We start from the raw sequence: 15888 nt of genomic DNA, 5'->3' as shown, positions 1-15888 counted from the left end.
GGCCGCCCCCTTGTGACGGCGCGCGCGCGAGTCTAGCGTCGCCATACAATAGGGGGAAGTCCAACAGTGAAGACGTATCTTATGGCCGCGGTCGCCGCCGCGGCCCTGCTCGGTTCGAGCGCGCAGGCCAAGCCGGCCGACCTCGGCATGGTCAACCGCATCAACGACCAGGCCTTCAACCACGGCGAGGTGGTCGACACCGCCGAGTACCTGACCGACCGGATCGGCGGTCGCCTGACCAACTCGCCCGCCATGCGCGAGGCCGAGCGCTGGACCCAGGCCCAGTTCCGCGAGTGGGGCCTGTCGAACGTCCACACCGAAGGCTTCGACTTCGGCCGCGGCTGGTGGATCGAGTCCTCCAGCGTGAAGATGATCACGCCCCGCCCGATCGAGCTGCGCGCCATTCCGGTGGCCTGGACCCCGGCCACCAACGGCCCCGTGTCGGCCGAGGTGATCGTCGCCCCGATCAAGCGCGAGGCCGACTTCGATCAGTGGCGCGGCAAGCTCGCCGGCAAGATCGTGCTGATCAGCTGGCCGGCCCCGCCGAAGGACGCGAAGGACCCCGCCTTCGTGCGCCTGGCCGACGCCGACGTGAAGAAGCGCGACGAGTACCGCCAGCCGAAGTTCGATCCGGACGAGCTGGACAAGTCGATCGAGCGCCGCGCCTTCGCCGGCAAGCTCGACGCCTTCCTGAAGGCCGAGGGCGCGGTGGCCTGGGGCCGCATGTCGGCCCGCGACAACGGCCTCGTCCACGGCACCGGCTACAACTACAAGGTCGGCGACACGCCCTCCCTGCCCGGCGTGGAGATCGCCGCTGAGGACTACCGTCGGCTGGCGCGCCTGGCCAAGACCGGCCCGGTGAAGCTTCAGATCGACAGCCAGGTCCGCTTCGACGACCGCGACACCAAGGCCTACAACGTCTTCGCTGAAATTCCGGGCTCCGACCCCAAAGCGGGCTACGTGATGGCCGGCGCGCACCTGGACAGCTGGGTCGCCTCCGACGGCGCCGCCGACAACGCCGCGGGCTCCGCGGTGGTGATGGAGGCCGCGCGCATCCTGCAGGCGCTGGGCGTGAAGCCCAAGCGGACCATCCGCTTCGCCCTGTGGAACGGCGAGGAGCAGGGCCTGCTGGGCTCGGCCGCCTACGTCGACAGCCACCTGGCCAAGCGCCCGCCGCATCCGGACGCGGCCAAGCAGGCGATGGGCCCGTCGGTGTCGCAGAGCCAGTTCCCGGTCACGCCGCTGCCCGGCTACAAGGACCTGGCCGCCTACTTCAACCTGGACAACGGCTCCGGCAAGATCCGCGGCGTCTACGCCGAGGGCAATGTCGCCGCCGCCAAGGTGCTGCGCGAGTGGCTCTCGCCCTACGGCAGCCAGGGCGCCGACCAGGTGGTGATCGCGCCGACCGGCGGCACCGACCACGTCTACATGGCCCGCGTCGGCCTGCCGGCCTTCCAGTTCGTGCAGGACCCGCTGGACTACGGCTCCCAGGTCCACCACACCGACCTGGACAGCTTCGATCATCTGCGTCCGGAAGATCTGCGCCAGGCCGCCGCGGTCATGGCCTGGATGCTGCTGAACGCCGCCGAGGCCGACGAGCCGCTGCCGCGCAACGTCGTGCCGACCCAGCCCAAGCCGACCGATCCGTTCGCCTATCCGGACCCGGACGAGCAGTGATCCGCACGCCCCGGAAAGGGCTCTGACCCTTCCTGCAAACGCCCCGGCGGTTCACCGCCGGGGCGTTTTACTGAACGCGCGGCTAAGCATCGTTGTTGGGATTTCGTTCGGGCGACGCAGCCCACCGTGCGCTCCGAGAAAGGGAGACGCACGATGAACAGGATCCTCTCCACCGCCCTCGCCGCCGTCGTCGCGGTCGGCGCGCTCGCCGCGGCCCCGGCGGCCGACGCCCGGGATCGCGGGCACGGTCGCGGACACGATGAACGGGGGCACGACGACCGCAAGGCCGAAAAGTTCGAGGCCAAGGCCGAACGCGCCCGCTGGCGCGCCGCCGAACGTCGCTACAGGGCCGGGCGCTACAGCCCGCCGCCGGGCCACGTCCACCACGAGTGGCGCTATGGCGAGCGCCTGCCGCCCGCCTACTACGTCCCGGTCTATCGGCTGGAATACGAGCGCTACGGCCTGTACGCGCCGCCGCCGGGCTACGTGTGGACCCGGGTGGACGACAAGGCGGTGCTGGCCGCCATCGCCACCGGTGTGATCGCCTCGGTGGTGGTCGACCTGTTCGAATAGGCGTTCAACCAAGCGTCACAACGCCCCGGAGCCGGCCTCCGGGGCGTTGTCGTACAACGGCGCGACGGCGGCGCAGATGAACCGTAGCTGAACACCGCCGTTCAGGTTGGGTTCGGCTAGGCTCCGTCATGGTGGGCCTCAGTTCAGTAGGAGACGCACGATGAAAAAGGTTCTCTCCGCCGCCCTGGCCCTGACGATCGCGTCTGGCGCGCTGGGCGCCGCCACCACCGCCAGCGCCCACGATCACGGCCGCGGCCATCACGACCGCCACGACGATCGCGACTACTACCGCGACCGCGAGCGGGCCGACCGTGACTATTACAAGTCCATGCGCAAGGCCGACCGGGCCTACGCCCGGGCCGAGGAAGCTCGCTGGCGGGCCGCCGAGCGTCGCTATCGCGCCGGCGTCTACCACCGTCCGTACGGCTACGTGTACCGCGACTGGCGCTACGGCGACCGTCTGCCGGCGGCCTACTACGCCCCGGCCTACCGCGTGGATTACGGCCGCTACGGCCTCTACGCCCCGCCGCGCGGCTACGTGTGGACCCGGGTGGACGACAACGCGGTGCTGACCGCCGTCGCCACCGGCGTGATCGCGGGCGTGGTCTCCGGCCTGTTCGAGTAAGTCCCTCCCCGAAGGTTTCCTTCGAGCCAACTTCCCCCACCCCGGAACCTCGGTTCCGGGGTTCTTTTTTGCGCGTCAGGGCAGGCGAACGATCCCGTGTCCCACGACCGCCCAGACCAGGGCCGCCGCCTGCACCAGGACGATCATCCGGAACACCGCCTGGAACGGCCGCTTGCTGATCTTGTGGCGGCAGATCCGCTGGGCTGCGAAGGCGCCCGGGCTGCCGCCGACCGCGGCCAGGAACAGCAGGGTGCGCTCGGGCACGCGCCGCTTGCGCGCCACCGCCCGCTGCTTGTCCCAGGCGTAGGCGGCGAAGGCGATCAGGTTGACGGCGGCGAGATAGATCAGCAGCGGCATGGAACGCGTTTCGGCCTTGTCGCGTCAGGCTAGCGGCCGGATCTAAACGGAGCCTATCGTTCCCCGCAAATGCGCGCCTTCGCCGACCTGCTCGACCGGCTCTCGCTGACGTCGTCCCGCAACGCCAAGCTGGTGCTGGTCCGGGATTACCTGCGCGCGGCCCCCGATCCGGACCGTGGCTGGGCGCTGGCCTCGCTGACCGGCGACCTGTCCTTCCACGCCGCCAAGCCGGCCATGATCCGCCGCGCGGTGGAGGCCCGGATCGATCCGGTGCTGTTCGGCTGGTCCTACGACTATGTCGGCGACCTGGCCGAGACCGTAGCCCTGATCTGGCCGGTCGACCCCTCGCGCCGGCCCAACCGCGAGCCCGAGCTGTCCGAGGTGGTCGAGGCCCTGCGCACCGCCAAACGCGACGAGGTGCAGGGCCTGCTGGAGGGCTGGCTGGACGCCCTGGACTCGACCGGCCGCTGGGCGCTGCTGAAGCTGGTCACCGGCGGCCTGCGGGTGGGGCTGTCCGCACGCCTTGCCAAGACCGCGGCGGCGATGATCCGGCCCGATCGGGTCCCGCTGCCGGCCCGCCCCGGCGAGGCGGCGGAGGCGGGCGCGCCGCTGGAACCCGTGGACGTCGCCGAGATCGAGGAGGTCTGGCACGCGCTGGCCGCGCCCTACGGCGACCTGTTCGCCTGGCTGGAGGGCCGCTCCGACCGGCCGTCCGCCGATGCGCCCGGCCGCTTCCGCCCGGTCATGCTGGCCCACGCGATCGACGAGGCGGTCGACTTCGCCAAGCTCGACCCGGCCGACTTCGCCGCCGAGTGGAAGTGGGACGGCATCCGCGTCCAGGCGGTGTGCGAGGGCGGGGTGAAGCGGCTCTACAGCCGCACCGGCGACGAGATCTCGGGCGCCTTCCCCGACCTGATGGACGCGCTCGACTTCGACGGCGTGATCGACGGCGAGCTGCTGGTGATCCGCGACGGCCAGGTCGCGCCCTTCGCCGACCTGCAGCAGCGGCTCAACCGCAAGACCGTTGGCGCCAAGCTGATCAAGGCCTTCCCGTCCGTCGTGCGCGCCTACGACCTGCTGTCCGACGCCGGCCAGGACACCCGCGCCCTGCCGTTCGCCGAGCGTCGCGCGCGGCTGACGGACTTCGTCGCGGCGCACCCGTCGCCGCGGCTGGACCTGTCGCCGCTGGTGCCGTTCGAGACCTGGGGCGAGCTGGTCGCCCTGCGCGCCGATCCGCCGGTCGGCGCGGCGGCCGAAGGCCTGATGCTGAAGCGCTGGGACTCGGTCTACGAGCCCGGCCGGCCGAAGGGGCCGTGGTTCAAGTGGAAGCGCGATCCCTACCTGCTGGACGCCGTGCTGATGTACGCCCAGCGCGGTCACGGCAAGCGCTCAAGCTTCTATTCGGACTACACCTTCGGGGTCTGGACCGAGGAGGGGCAGCTGACCCCGGTCGGCAAGGCGTACTTCGGCTTCACCGACGAGGAGCTGAAGCTGATCGACAAGTTCGTGCGCGACCACACGGTCGAACGGTTCGGGCCGGTGCGCTCGGTGCGCGCCGACCGCGACTTCGGCCTGGTGTTCGAGGTGGCGTTCGAAGGCCTGCAGCGTTCGCCGCGCCACCGCTCGGGCGTGGCCATGCGCTTCCCGCGCATCAGCCGCATCCGCTGGGACAAGCCTTCGCGCGAGGCCGACACGCTGGAGACCGTGCAGGCGCTGCTGGAGCGCATCGAAGCGGGCGGCGGACGGGCCTGATATAAGCACGGAACCGGCGGCGCCGGTCGCCGATTGGTGGGCCGGACGCGTCGAGGAGGCGTCGATGCGCGCTCCGTTCGCAGTGCTGGCCTGGCTGGCGACCACGGGCCTTGCGGCCTGGGCGCCCTCACCGGTTCCGCCGAAGGGCAGCTACACGTCGCGCTGCGAGGATGCGCGCATGCACGGCTCGACCCTGCGCGCCCTGTGCCGCGACCCGTCCGGCGCGCCGCGCGAAAGCTCGATCGAGACCCTGGACTGCCGCGGCCGCGACATCGGCGTGTCGCAGGCCGGCGCACTGGTCTGCCCCGGCGGCGGGCGGCCGCCGATCGTGCTCTACACCGGCACGGTCTGGCGCGGGGAATGGCGGGCGATCAACGGCGACGTCGCCGATCTCGGCGACATCGGCCTGAACGACCGGGTGCGCTCGATCGAGCTGGCCGCCGACGCCGGTCCCTGGGAGGTGTGCACCGGCATCCGCTATTCAGGCCGTTGCGACGACCTGACCACCAGCGTTCCGGACACCACCACGCTGGGCATGGCCAACGACGTGTCGTCCCTGCGCCGGGCGCCTCCGCCCAGGAAGAAGTGAGGAGTTCGTCCGCGCCGCGAGCGGCCTGGAACTTCGACCGCCACAGTCAAGTTTGAGCGGCGGGGACACCAAAGGGGACCACCCATGAGACTTGTCGTGTTCGCGGCCGCGTCGGCGGCCGTGCTCGGCTTCGCGGGGCTCGCGCAAGCCGCCGACACCTGCAAGGCGCAGGCGACCTACCAACCGGCGCCGTCGTTCGACACCACGGGACTGGAGGATCGCGACCACTGGGTCACGGTCAGCTATCGCGTGGACGCCGAAGGCCGCACCACCGAGGTGCGCGTTCGCGAGGCGGATGCGGCCGACGCGTTCCGCACCGCGGCGGTGAAGGCGGTGAAGTCCTGGCGTTTCGACACGCAGTACTGCGACCTGGACCACGCCCGGGTCCGCGAGGCGACCCTGCGCTACTGGCCGGTGGCCGGGAAAGGGCTGCGGGCGGCGGTCAATCCGGAGCTGCCGTCGGGCCCCGAGGTCGGCGAGGGCGACGCCTCGGCGACGCCGGTGGTCGTGGACCGCAAGGCCCGGGAGATGGCTCGCCGGCAGGGCAAGCGCTACGACTCGGAACGGAACGAACCCGGCTACGTCCTCGACGGACGTTAGATCCTGCTCAAGTGCTGATGCGGACGCCGGGCGACCGGCGTCCGCAGGCTTGCTTCAGCGCTCGTGCGAGATCTTCAGGCGGGCGGCGTGGAAGTAGCCCCAGCCGGTCCACAGGCTGACCGCCGCGGCCACCCACATCAGCACGTGCGCGGTGTTGGTCACCGGGCCGCGCACGGCGGGATCGTCGGGCAGGCCCAGGAACGGCCAGACGTAGGCGAACAGCTCCAGGCCCAGCGCCAGCAGCTGCAGGGTGGTCTTCCACTTGGCCAGCAGGGTGACCGGCAGCTTGATGCCGCGCGAGGCCGAGGACTCGCGCAGCGACGACACGGCGAACTCGCGGAACAGGATCAGCGCGCCCGGCACCACGATGTGCGGCTGCTGGCCCAGCGAGGCCAGGCCCAGGATGGTGCCGCAGACCAGGATCTTGTCGGCGATCGGGTCGAAGGTGGCGCCCCAGTCGGTGGTGGCGTTCAGCTTGCGGGCCAGCCAGCCGTCGAACCAGTCGGTGACCGCGCCGACCACGAAGATGATGAAGGCCCAGACCGCGAAGGTCTCCTGCATGTCCGGCGGGATGTGGTCGGCGAACGGCACCGCGCCCACGGCGCTGGCCAGCAGGGCGAACAACACGATGCCCGCGACCAGCCGCAGCCAGGTCAGGATGTTGGGAAGCGGGTTGACGGCGGTCATCTGATTCCTCGGTCGATAAGACCCGCCATCCATAGCGCGCGAGCGCCGAATTTGTCTCCGGCTAAGCTTACGCAAGGGCTCAGCGCCGGAAGAAGTCGTGGATGCGCTGCGCGAGCGCGTCGTTGACGCCGTCGACCTTGGCCAGGTCCGCCACGCCGGCGCGGGCCACGCCCTTGGCCGAGCCGAAGGCGGCGAGCAGCGCCTTCTTGCGGCGCGGGCCGATCCCCTCGATCTCGTCGAGCGGGTTCTTGTGCATGTCGATCTTGCGCCGGGTGCGGTGGCTGCCGATGGCGAAGCGGTGCGCCTCGTCGCGCAGTCGCTGCAGGTAGTAGAGCACCGGGCTCTTGGGCTCGAGCATGAACGGCTCCTGGCCCGGGATGAAGAACCGCTCCAGGCCGGCGTCGCGGTCCGGCCCCTTGGCCACGCCCACGACGGGAATGTCGTCCACGCCGAGCTCGGTCATCACCACCAGGGCCGCCGCCAGTTGGCCGGCCCCGCCGTCGATCAGCACCAGGTCGGGGCGGATCGGGTCCTCGCCCTCTTCCTCGTCCTTGACCAGGCGCGAGAAGCGCCGGCCCAGCACCTGGCGCATCATGCCGTAGTCGTCGCCGGGGGTGAGCTCGTCGCCGCGGATGTTGAACTTGCGGTACTGGTTCTTCTGGAAGCCGTCGGGCCCGGCCACGATCATGCCGCCGACCGCGTTCGTGCCCATGACGTGGCTGTTGTCGTAGACCTCGATGCGCTCGGGCGGGCCGTCCAGCTTGAAGGTCTCGGCCACGCCCTCCAGCAGCTTGCCCTGGGCCGAGCTCTCCGAGAGCTTGCGGCCCAGCGCCTCGCGGGCGTTCTTCAGGGCGTGGTCGACCAGGTCGCGCTTCTCGCCGCGCTGGGGGACCTGGATTTCGACCTTGCGTTCGCGCTTCAGGGCCAGGGCGTCGGCCAGCAGCACCTGCTCGGCCGGCTCGTGCGAGGCCAGGATCAGCCGCGGGATCGGCTTGTCCTCGTAGAACTGGCTCATAAAGGCCGAGAGGATCTCGGGCTCGGTGTCGGACTTGTCCACGCGCGGGAAGTAGGCCCAGTTGCCCCAGTTCTGTCCGGCCCGGAAGAAGAACACCTGCACGCAGGCGTGGCCGCCCTCGAAGTGCAGGGCGAAGACGTCGGCCTCCTCCACCGTCTCCGGGTTGATCGACTGCTCCATGGCGATGGCCGACAGGGCCCGCACGCGGTCGCGGATCTGGGCGGCGCGCTCGAAGTCGAGGTCGTCGGACGCCGCCTGCATCTCGTCCGACAGCCGCTGGATCACCGCCCGGCTCTTGCCGCGCAGGAAGTCCCCGGCCTCCTCGACCAGTTCGGCGTACTCGGTCGGGGTGACCAGGTTCACGCACGGGGCCGAGCAGCGTTTGATCTGGTGCAGCATGCAGGGCCGGGTGCGGCTGTCGAACACGCTGTCCGAGCAGGAGCGCAGCAGGAAGGCCTTCTGCAGCGTGTTCAGCGTGCGGTTCACCGCCCAGGTCGAGGCGAACGGGCCGAAATAGTCGCCCTTCATGGTGCGCGCGCCGCGGTGCTTGCGGATCTGCGGTGCGGGGTGGTCGCGGCGGATCAGCAGCTCGGCGAAGCTCTTGTCGTCGCGCAGCAGCACGTTGAACTTCGGCTTCAGCCGCTTGATGAGGTTGGCCTCCAGCAGGAGGGCCTCGGTCTCGGTCGCGGTGGTGACGAACTCCATCGACCGGGTCAGCGACACCATCAGGGCGATGCGCTGAGTGTGGAAGCGGCCCTGCGCGTACTGGGTGACGCGCTTTTTGATGTTCTTGGCCTTGCCGACGTAGAGCACCTCGCCGGCGTCGCCCATCATCCGGTAGACGCCGGCGCAGTCGGGCGCGCGGCGGGCCTCGTCGCGGATCAGCTCGGCGCCGATCAGGGCCTGGGGGAGGGCGGTCGAGTCGTCCATCAGCGGGATCATATAGGCCCGCGGCCGCGCCGGATCACCCGCGACGAACCAGCACCACGCCGATGGCCACGAGCACGACGCCGGCCACCTTGGCCGGCGTGACCGCCAGCCTGGCCAGGCCGAAGGCGCCGAACTGGTCCAGCACCAGGGCCACGACCAGCTGGCTGGAGATCGCCAGGGTCAGGGCCGAGGCCACGCCGATGCGCGGCGCGGCGAAGGTGGTCGCGGCCACCAGGAAGGCGCCGTAGGCTCCGCCCAGCCAGGCGTACCAGGGCAGGGCCTTCACCGCCTCGACGTCCGGCTTCACCCGCAGCGAGAGCGTCACCACGATCAGCACCGCCGTGCCGACCAGGAAGGACACGAAGGCGGCGTTGACCGGCGAGCCGACCGCCCGGCCCAGCATGGCGTTGGTCGGGGCCTGCAGGGCCAGCAGGGCGCCGCCGACCAGCATGACGAGGATGGCGGAAAGGACCTGGTTCACGGGCGGCTCCCGACGGCGACGGTTCGCGTCGACCAATCTGCGACGCACGCCGGTCCTACGGGCGTGACACCGTTCCGGTCGAGCTCTAAATCCGGTTCGGAGAACGGGGGATTGCGAACATGTCGGTCAGGGGCGCGGCCGCGGGCCTGCTTTTCGGTCTGGCGCTGGCCGGTACGGCCGCGGCGCAGACGCCGTCGGACGCCGCCGCCGCGCACTGGCGCGCCCTGACCGAAATCGACCTCGACGCCGCCTTTCGGCTGATCCGCGACAACCACCCTGGCGCCGCGCCTGAACTCGGCGACGAGGCGTTCCAGACCGGTCTCGCCCACGCCCGCGAGACTGCGCTGGCGCGGGCCGCGGAGGTGCAGGGCTACACGGGCTACGCGGCGGTGATGAACGGCTTCGCCACCGACCTGGGCGACAAGCATATCTGGGCGCGCCAGAGCCTGCGTCCGGCCAGCTACGCCTGGACCGGGATCGTCGTCGCCCGTCGCGGCGGCGCCTGGCGGGTGGCGGTCGACGCGCGGCCCGAGAAGGCCGCCTCGCTCGAGGGGGCGCGGCTGGTCGGCTGCGACGGCCGCGACGCCGACGCGCTGGCGAAGGAACGCGTCGGCGGCTTCCGCGCCGTGTGGTCGATCGAGGCGCAGCGCATCCAGAACGCGCCCTGGCTGCTGCTCGACGACGGCAACCCGTTCCTGAAGCGGCCCGCGGCCTGCGAGTTCGAACAGGAGGGGCGCACCCAGACGGTCGGGCTCGAGTGGCGGGCGGCGACCGGCGCCGTGCTTCAGCCGCAGCTTAGCAAGGCGGTCAGCGCCGGCGAGGCCGGCTTCGGCGTGCGGCGCTTCGAGGGCGGCTGGTGGATTTCGCTGCAGTCGCTGGACGACCGCGCCCGGCCGGTGATCGACGAGGTGGCCGCCAAGGCCGCGGAGATCCGGACCGCGCCGATCGTCGTGCTGGACCTGCGCGGCAACGGCGGCGGCTCGTCCGCCTTCGGCGTGGAGCTGGCGAGCGCCCTGACCGGGGAGGCCTATGTCGCCCGCAACCTCAAGGCCGAGGCCGGCGACTGCCCGGCCCTGTGGCGCGCCACGTCCGGCAATCTGGAGGCCGTCCGCGACTTCCGCCTGCACCAGGCTCCCTCGCGGGGGCCGGACACGGTGGCTTACTACGAGGCGCTGGAACGCGAGATCGCAGCGGCGATCGAGCAGGGGCGTCCGTTCGACGAGCCGGTCCGAGCCTGTCCCGGCGTGGACCGGCCCGAGCCGAAGCCGGCCAGCGGCAAGGGCTCGCTGCTGAAGGGCCGGCTGGTGGTGCTCACCGACAACGCCTGCTTCAGCTCGTGCCTGCTGGTCACCCGCGACTTCCGGCGTCTGGGCGCGCTGCACCTGGGCGAGGCGACCGACGCGGCGACCCGCTACATGGAGGTGCGTGAGGCGCCCCTGCCGTCCGGGCTGGGCTGGTTCTCGACCCTGCAGAAGGTCGCCCTGGGCGCGCCGCGCCAGATCGGACCTTTCATTCCGGAGAAGGCGTTCGGGGGCGACATCGCCGACACCGCCGCGCTGGAGGCTTGGGTGGCTCAGACAGCGCGATGATCGCCGTCCCGACCCATCCGCTCGCGCACGTCGCCTTCGACCTGACGGCCTGGCTGGCGGGCGCGGCCCTGGGCGCGGTGCTCTACCGCTGGCGGCTGCGCGCGGCGGTCGAGCGCACGGCGATGCAGGTCGGCTCCGGCTGGTTCGCCGCCCTGGCGCTGGGCGCCGTGACGGGAGCCTGGCTGGCCGGGTCGTTGAACACCCTGCGCACCGCCTCGCCCATGCTGTCGCACAGCGTGGCGGGCGGCCTGGTCGGCGCGATCGCGGCGGTCGAGCTGTACAAGCTCATGCGGGGCATCCGCGGCTCGACCGGCGTGGTGTTCGTGGGCTCGTTCGCGCTGGGCGTCGTGATCGGCCGGATGGGCTGCCTGTTCTCGGGGCTCGCCGACCGGACCTACGGGACGCCGACGGCCCTGCCCTGGGCGGTGGACCTCGGCGACGGCGTCGGGCGCCATCCCGTGCAGGTCTACGAAGCCCTGGCCATGGCCCTGTTCCTGGCCGTCTATCTGGCGGGCCTGAACGCCCGCGCGCCGTGGGCCCTGAAGCGGGGCTTCTACGTCCTGTGCGCCTGGTACGGCCTGCAGCGGTTCGCCTGGGAGTTCCTCAAGCCCTATCCAAGCGTGGCCGGACCGTTCAATCTGTTCCACCTGCTCAGCCTGGGGCTGATCGTCTACGGGGGCGTGTTCTATGGACGGGAGCTCCGGCGAGAACGCGACGCGCAAGGTCGCGCCCTACCTGTTCTTCGGCCAGACCACGAGCCTGTGTGAGACCTGCCTGGGCCTGGCCCCGACCAAGATCGTGGTCGAAGATCGCGACGTCTTCTTCCTCAAGCGCTGCCGGGACCACGGGGTGCAGAAGACCCTGGTCTGCGACGACGTCGACTATTGGAAGTCCCAGAAGGACTGGCTGAAGCCCGGCGATCGGCCGCTGACCGCCCAGACCCGCACCGACCACGGCTGCCCCTACGACTGCGGCCTGTGCCCGGACCACGAGCAGCACTCGTGCCTGGCCATCGTGGAGGTCAACGAGGCCTGCAACCTCAGCTGCCCGGTCTGCTTCGCCGACTCCTCGGTCAAGCGCGAGGGCCACCGTCCGCTGGCCGAGATCGAGGCCATGTTCGACGTGCTGGTCGACTCCGAAGGCGAGCCGGACCTGGTGCAGATCTCCGGCGGTGAGCCGACCATCCACCCGCAGTTCTTCGAGATCCTGGCGGCGGCGCGGCGCCGGCCGATCCGCCATCTGATGATCAACACCAACGGCCTGCGCATCGCCCGCGAGCCGGGCTTCGCCGAGCGGCTGGCCGAGTTCGCGCCGCGCTTCGAGGTCTATCTCCAGTTCGACTCGCTGAAGCGCGAGGCCCTGATGGACCTGCGCGGGGCCGACCTGAGCGCGATCCGCGTCCAGGCGCTTGAGGCGCTGGAGCGCGTGGGCCTGTCGACCACCCTGGTGGTCACCCTCAAGCGCGGGGTCAACGACGACGAGATCGCCGACATCGTCCGCTTCGCCCTGAAGTGGCGCTGCGTGAGGGGCGTGACCTTCCAGCCGATCCAGGACGCCGGCCGCAACGACGGCTTCGATCCCAAGCGCCACCGCATCGTCCTGTCGGAAGTGCGCCGGCGCATCGCCGAGGCGGGCGTGTTCGCGCTGGAAGACCTGATCCCGCTGCCGTGCAATCCGGACCAGATCTGCATCGGCTACGGCCTGCGCGACGGCGAGAAGGTGGTGCCGGTCACCTCGCTCTTGCCACGCGAACTGCTGGTCGCCGCCGCCCCGAACACCGTCACCTTCGAGAGCTATCCGGAGCTGCAGCGGCGGGTGTTCGACCTGATGTCGCTGTCCACGGCCCAGACCGACACCTCGGAGAAGCTGGCCGCCCTGCTGTGCTGCCTGCCGGAAGCGGCCGTGCCAGAGCAGATCGGCTACGCCGACACCTTCCGCGTGGTCGTGTCCCAGTTCCTCGACCGCTTCAACTTCGACCTCGGCACGGTGAAGCGGTCCTGCGTGCACTTCGTGGAGCCGGACGGCCGGATCATCCCGTTCGACACCTACAACACCTTCTATCGGCCGGGCGCGCCGGGCGCCGCGGCCCTGGCGCGCGGACGGGGAGGAGCGGCGTGAGCGGTCAGAAAAAGCGTTCGGTCGGAACGTTCTTCGGCGGCCTGGTCATGGTCGTCGGCGTGTTGGTCTTCACCCTTTCGGGGCTCTGCACGGCCGGCTTCCTGGTCATGCTGGTCGGCGACGAGCTGAAGCGGCCAGGATCGTCCGGCATGGGCGGCATGGGCGAGGCGATCCTCATCCCGCTGCTGTTCGGCGCCTTGCCGATCATCGTCGGCCTGGGCCTGTTCATTTTCGGCCGCGGCCTGCGCCGCAGCGGCTGAGCCTCACCAGGCGGTGTCGGGCTCGGCGCCGAACAGGGCCTCGGCGATGCGCCGTCGGCTGGCCGGGTTGGTGGTCTCGGGCAGGGCGTCGGGCGGGAAGAAGCGCACGTCGGCGATCTCGCCGTGCGAGGTGGCTTCGGTCGGCGTCCAGTCGGTCACCCGGAAGACCAGCACGTGGTCGCCCTTGAAGAACCGCTCGTTGGAGTGGACCGACAGCAGGCGCGGGCGGCCCTGCACCGCAACGCCCGCCTCCTCGCGCAGCTCGCGGATCACCGCCTGCTCGGCCGTCTCGCCGCGGTCGACGCCGCCGCCGGGCAGCCACCAGCCGTGCAGGTAGGTGTGCTCGATCAGCAGGACGTGGCCGTCGGCGTTGGTGACCAGCCCGCGCACGCCCAGCGTCATGCCGCGCGTGGCGCGCGAGACGGCGAAGAACAGGGGACGGGTGAACGGTTCGACGGACCGTCGCCAGGTGCCGGCCAAGGCGCATTCCTCAGGAACGGATAGGTGCGGCCAGCATATACGCCGCGCCCGCATGCGTCGCGCCGCTTGCCGTAACCGTCGCCGCCCGCTAAGCCCGGCGCGACCTGTTCCGGAGTCTCGTCCGATGATCGCCATCGCCACCATCGCCGTCTTCATCGTCGCCCTGGCCGCGCTGAACCTCTACGAGTTCGGCCGCCTCGACTGATCGCCGTGCGCGGAACGGCCCTCGTCACCGGCGCGGCGAAGCGGATCGGCCGCGCCGTCGCGCTGAAGCTCGCCGACGCGGGCTTCGACGTGGCCGTCCACTACGGCCGCTCGGAAGCCGAGGCGCAGGCCCTGGCCGACGAGATCGCCGCCAAGGGGCGCGCCGCGGCCCTGGTGAAGGCCGACCTGACCAAGGAAGCCGAAGTCGAGCGGGTGGTCGCCAAGGCCGCCTCGGCGCTCGGCCCGGTCAGCGTGCTGGTCAACAACGCCTCGACCTTCCGGGACGACCGGGCGCTGACCATGACGCGCGACGGCTGGGACGCGCACATGGAGACCAACCTGCGCGCGCCGCTGGTGCTGGCCCAGAGCTTCGCCCGCCAGGCTCCCGACGGGGCCTCGATCGTCAACATCGTCGATCAGCGGGTGTGGAAGCCCAACCCGCAGTTCTTCTCCTATTCGCTGTCCAAGGCCGGCCTGTGGTTCGCCACCCGCACGCTGGCCCAGGCGCTGGCCCCGAAGATCCGCGTCAACGCGGTGGGGCCGGGCCCGACCCTGGCCTCGATCTGGCAGAGCCCCGACGACTTCGCCGCCGAGGCCGGCGGCACCCTGCTGGAGCGTGGGGCGAGCCCCGAGGAGATCGCCGCGGCGGTCCTGTTCCTGGTGGACTCGCCCGCCGTCACCGGCCAGATGATCGCCGTCGACGGCGGCCAGCACCTTGCCTGGCGCACGCCCGACGTGCTGGAACCCTGAGCTCATGACCCTCGCCCCCACGCCGACGCGCCTCGAGGCCGTGCGCCGCGGCCCGCTCAAGGTGTTCGTCAAGCGCCTGCGGGTGGACGCCGAGATCGGCGTCTACGCTCACGAGAAGGGCCGCGCCCAGCCGCTGGTCGTCGACGTCGAGCTGGAGCTGGGCGAGCAGCGCGTCGACCGCTTCGCCGACACCGTGAACTACGAGACCGTGGCCGCCCAGGCCCGCGCCCTGGCCGCCGCCGGCCACGTCGACCTGGTCGAGGAATACGCCGACCGGCTGGCGCGCGCCTGCCTGGACGACCCGCGCGTGCGCGCCGTCCGCGTGCGGGTCGAAAAGCCCGAGGCCATCCCAGGCGCGGAAGCCGCCGGCTGCGAAGTGGCGCTGTCCCGCGCCTGAAGCGGGGCGAAGGCGACGGGGCGAACCGGCGCGCCGAAGGCGCGTTGACCTCTAGAAGGAGCGTGCGATGCGTCTGGCCGTGCTCTGTCTGTGCCTGTTGCCGCTGGCGGCGGCCTGCAAGGGCCGCGAGGTGACCCCGGGGCCCGCGCGCGACGAACAGGCCCAGCCGCCGGTCCCGCCGGCGGCGGCCCAGCCCCTCGACGAGCCGCCGTCCTTCGTCGGCGTCTGGGCGGCCAAGCCCGACATGTGCGCCACGGGCGCCTGGATGTTCACGGCCCAGGGCGTGCGCACCGCCGGCGAGACGACCTGCACCTGGAGCAAGGTCTCCAAGACCGAGAGCGGCTACACCCTCACCGGCGACTGCTCGGCCGAGGGGCGGACGTCGCAGGTCGACGTCTTGCTGCTGCTCGACCCGAGCGAGCCGGGCCAGATGATCGTGTCCGGCGGACCGTGGGACGTGCCGATCACGCTTGGCCGCTGCAACGGTCCGGCGACCGCCGCCCCGGGGCCGGCGCCGACGCCGGCCCCGGCCGGCTGACGTTGCGCGGCGCGGACGCACGTCGCACCATGACCGAACGCCGATCAGCGAGTCGCAGGCCAATATGAGCGATCCGAAGGACCCGAACGAGCCGACCCAGCCGGAGGAACCCATGGTTCCGCCGCCGCCGCCCGAGCCGTCGGAAGAGGCGCGCCGGATCGAGAGCGACCCGGCCTTCAGCCCGGCCGGCGCCATGGGCGCCGACGCCCTGTCCGGCGGCGCGCACCACGGCCGCACCATCGGCGCGGGCGCGCCCGACACCGCCT

At 71.3% G+C, this 15888-nt stretch carries 19 protein-coding genes and 1 pseudogene; 15 read left to right on the top strand and 5 right to left on the bottom strand.

Translation table 11 applies throughout. The features are described 5' to 3' along the window. The first annotated feature begins 66 nt into the window (after positions 1 to 66). The 3 genes from G3573_RS04550 to G3573_RS04540 all read left to right on the top strand — a co-directional run bounded on the left by G3573_RS04550 (position 67) and on the right by G3573_RS04540 (position 2875). Complete coding sequence (locus tag G3573_RS04550; RefSeq protein ID WP_346427342.1) at positions 67 to 1677, top strand: M20/M25/M40 family metallo-hydrolase; 1611 nt, start codon at positions 67 to 69, stop codon at positions 1675 to 1677. 153 nt (positions 1678 to 1830) lie between these two features. Further along, a complete protein-coding gene (locus G3573_RS04545; RefSeq protein WP_163259666.1) occupies positions 1831 to 2250 on the top strand; it encodes an RcnB family protein in 420 nt (139 codons plus the stop codon). A 160-nt stretch (positions 2251 to 2410) separates the two neighbouring features. Beyond that, complete coding sequence (locus tag G3573_RS04540; protein WP_163259665.1) at positions 2411 to 2875, top strand: RcnB family protein; 465 nt, start codon at positions 2411 to 2413, stop codon at positions 2873 to 2875. 75 nt (positions 2876 to 2950) lie between these two features. Here the strand turns inward: G3573_RS04540 and G3573_RS04535 are convergent, their stop codons facing one another. Continuing rightward, a complete protein-coding gene (locus G3573_RS04535) occupies positions 2951 to 3232 on the bottom strand; it encodes a DUF1294 domain-containing protein (RefSeq protein WP_163259664.1) in 282 nt (93 codons plus the stop codon). A 69-nt stretch (positions 3233 to 3301) separates the two neighbouring features. Here G3573_RS04535 and G3573_RS04530 point away from each other — a divergent pair, with 69 nt between their 5' ends. The 3 genes from G3573_RS04530 (at position 3302) to G3573_RS04520 (ending at position 6173) form a co-directional block, all read left to right on the top strand. Next, entirely contained in the window at positions 3302 to 4984 is a 1683-nt protein-coding gene (locus G3573_RS04530; protein ID WP_163259663.1) for a cisplatin damage response ATP-dependent DNA ligase, read from the top strand. Between the two features lie 64 nt (positions 4985 to 5048). Next, the gene (locus G3573_RS04525) at positions 5049 to 5573 is read left to right on the top strand and encodes a beta/gamma crystallin-related protein (protein WP_163259662.1); all 525 of its coding nucleotides are present in this window, start codon (positions 5049 to 5051) and stop codon (positions 5571 to 5573) included. 84 nt (positions 5574 to 5657) lie between these two features. After that, positions 5658 to 6173, top strand: coding sequence for an energy transducer TonB (locus G3573_RS04520; RefSeq protein WP_163259661.1), 516 nt, complete (start codon positions 5658 to 5660; stop codon positions 6171 to 6173). Positions 6174 to 6227: 54 nt separating this feature from the next. On the opposite strand, the gene pgsA is transcribed toward G3573_RS04520, so the two are convergent. From pgsA to G3573_RS04505, 3 genes are all read right to left on the bottom strand, one after another. Next, the gene (gene pgsA, locus G3573_RS04515) at positions 6228 to 6860 is read right to left on the bottom strand and encodes a CDP-diacylglycerol--glycerol-3-phosphate 3-phosphatidyltransferase (RefSeq protein ID WP_163259660.1); all 633 of its coding nucleotides are present in this window, start codon (positions 6858 to 6860) and stop codon (positions 6228 to 6230) included. A gap of 79 nt (positions 6861 to 6939) precedes the next feature. Beyond that, positions 6940 to 8817, bottom strand: a complete 1878-nt coding sequence (gene uvrC, locus G3573_RS04510; RefSeq protein ID WP_163259659.1) for an excinuclease ABC subunit UvrC — start codon at positions 8815 to 8817, stop codon at positions 6940 to 6942. 22 nt (positions 8818 to 8839) lie between these two features. Further along, positions 8840 to 9286, bottom strand: a complete 447-nt coding sequence (locus tag G3573_RS04505) for a DMT family transporter (RefSeq protein WP_163259658.1) — start codon at positions 9284 to 9286, stop codon at positions 8840 to 8842. A 119-nt stretch (positions 9287 to 9405) separates the two neighbouring features. Between G3573_RS04505 and G3573_RS04500 the strand changes: the two genes are divergently transcribed. The 4 genes from G3573_RS04500 to G3573_RS04485 are packed head-to-tail and all read left to right on the top strand — an operon-like array spanning position 9406 to position 13253. Continuing rightward, complete coding sequence (locus tag G3573_RS04500; RefSeq protein WP_163259657.1) at positions 9406 to 10875, top strand: S41 family peptidase; 1470 nt, start codon at positions 9406 to 9408, stop codon at positions 10873 to 10875. Further along, a complete protein-coding gene (locus G3573_RS04495) occupies positions 10872 to 11642 on the top strand; it encodes a prolipoprotein diacylglyceryl transferase family protein (RefSeq protein ID WP_163259656.1) in 771 nt (256 codons plus the stop codon). The genes G3573_RS04500 and G3573_RS04495 overlap by 4 nt, the downstream gene beginning before the upstream one ends. Continuing rightward, positions 11563 to 12993, top strand: coding sequence for a radical SAM protein (locus G3573_RS04490; RefSeq protein ID WP_163259655.1), 1431 nt, complete (start codon positions 11563 to 11565; stop codon positions 12991 to 12993). The genes G3573_RS04495 and G3573_RS04490 overlap by 80 nt, the downstream gene beginning before the upstream one ends. Beyond that, positions 12990 to 13253, top strand: a complete 264-nt coding sequence (locus G3573_RS04485; protein WP_163259654.1) for a hypothetical protein — start codon at positions 12990 to 12992, stop codon at positions 13251 to 13253. Before G3573_RS04490 ends, G3573_RS04485 begins: the two co-directional genes overlap by 4 nt. A gap of 3 nt (positions 13254 to 13256) precedes the next feature. Here G3573_RS04485 and G3573_RS04480 read toward each other — a convergent pair whose 3' ends face one another. Then, positions 13257 to 13733, bottom strand: coding sequence for an NUDIX domain-containing protein (locus G3573_RS04480; protein WP_240454514.1), 477 nt, complete (start codon positions 13731 to 13733; stop codon positions 13257 to 13259). A 52-nt stretch (positions 13734 to 13785) separates the two neighbouring features. Here G3573_RS04480 and G3573_RS04475 point away from each other — a divergent pair, with 52 nt between their 5' ends. The 5 genes and pseudogenes from G3573_RS04475 to G3573_RS04455 form a co-directional block, all read left to right on the top strand. After that, positions 13786 to 13938 (top strand): hypothetical protein, encoded by a 153-nt coding sequence (locus G3573_RS04475; RefSeq protein ID WP_163259652.1) that lies wholly within the window; start codon positions 13786 to 13788, stop codon positions 13936 to 13938. Continuing rightward, on the top strand, positions 13938 to 14687 hold the full coding sequence (locus G3573_RS04470; RefSeq protein WP_163259690.1) for an SDR family oxidoreductase: 750 nt from the start codon (positions 13938 to 13940) through the stop codon (positions 14685 to 14687). Before G3573_RS04475 ends, G3573_RS04470 begins: the two co-directional genes overlap by 1 nt. Positions 14688 to 14691: 4 nt before the next feature. Continuing rightward, positions 14692 to 15084 carry a dihydroneopterin aldolase gene (folB, locus tag G3573_RS04465; RefSeq protein WP_163259651.1) on the top strand — a complete coding sequence of 131 codons (393 nt, stop codon included), beginning with the start codon at positions 14692 to 14694 and terminating at the stop codon, positions 15082 to 15084. 67 nt (positions 15085 to 15151) lie between these two features. Beyond that, positions 15152 to 15622 (top strand): hypothetical protein, encoded by a 471-nt coding sequence (locus G3573_RS04460; protein WP_163259650.1) that lies wholly within the window; start codon positions 15152 to 15154, stop codon positions 15620 to 15622. A gap of 64 nt (positions 15623 to 15686) precedes the next feature. Further along, positions 15687 to 15888 (top strand): annotated as a pseudogene (locus G3573_RS04455) (hypothetical protein); the annotation flags it as partial.

This window comes from Caulobacter sp. 17J65-9 (genome assembly GCF_010975005.1).
In the GTDB taxonomy this organism is placed as follows: Bacteria; Pseudomonadota; Alphaproteobacteria; order Caulobacterales; family Caulobacteraceae; genus 17J80-11.
This window is presented reverse-complemented; position numbering and strand designations above follow the sequence as displayed.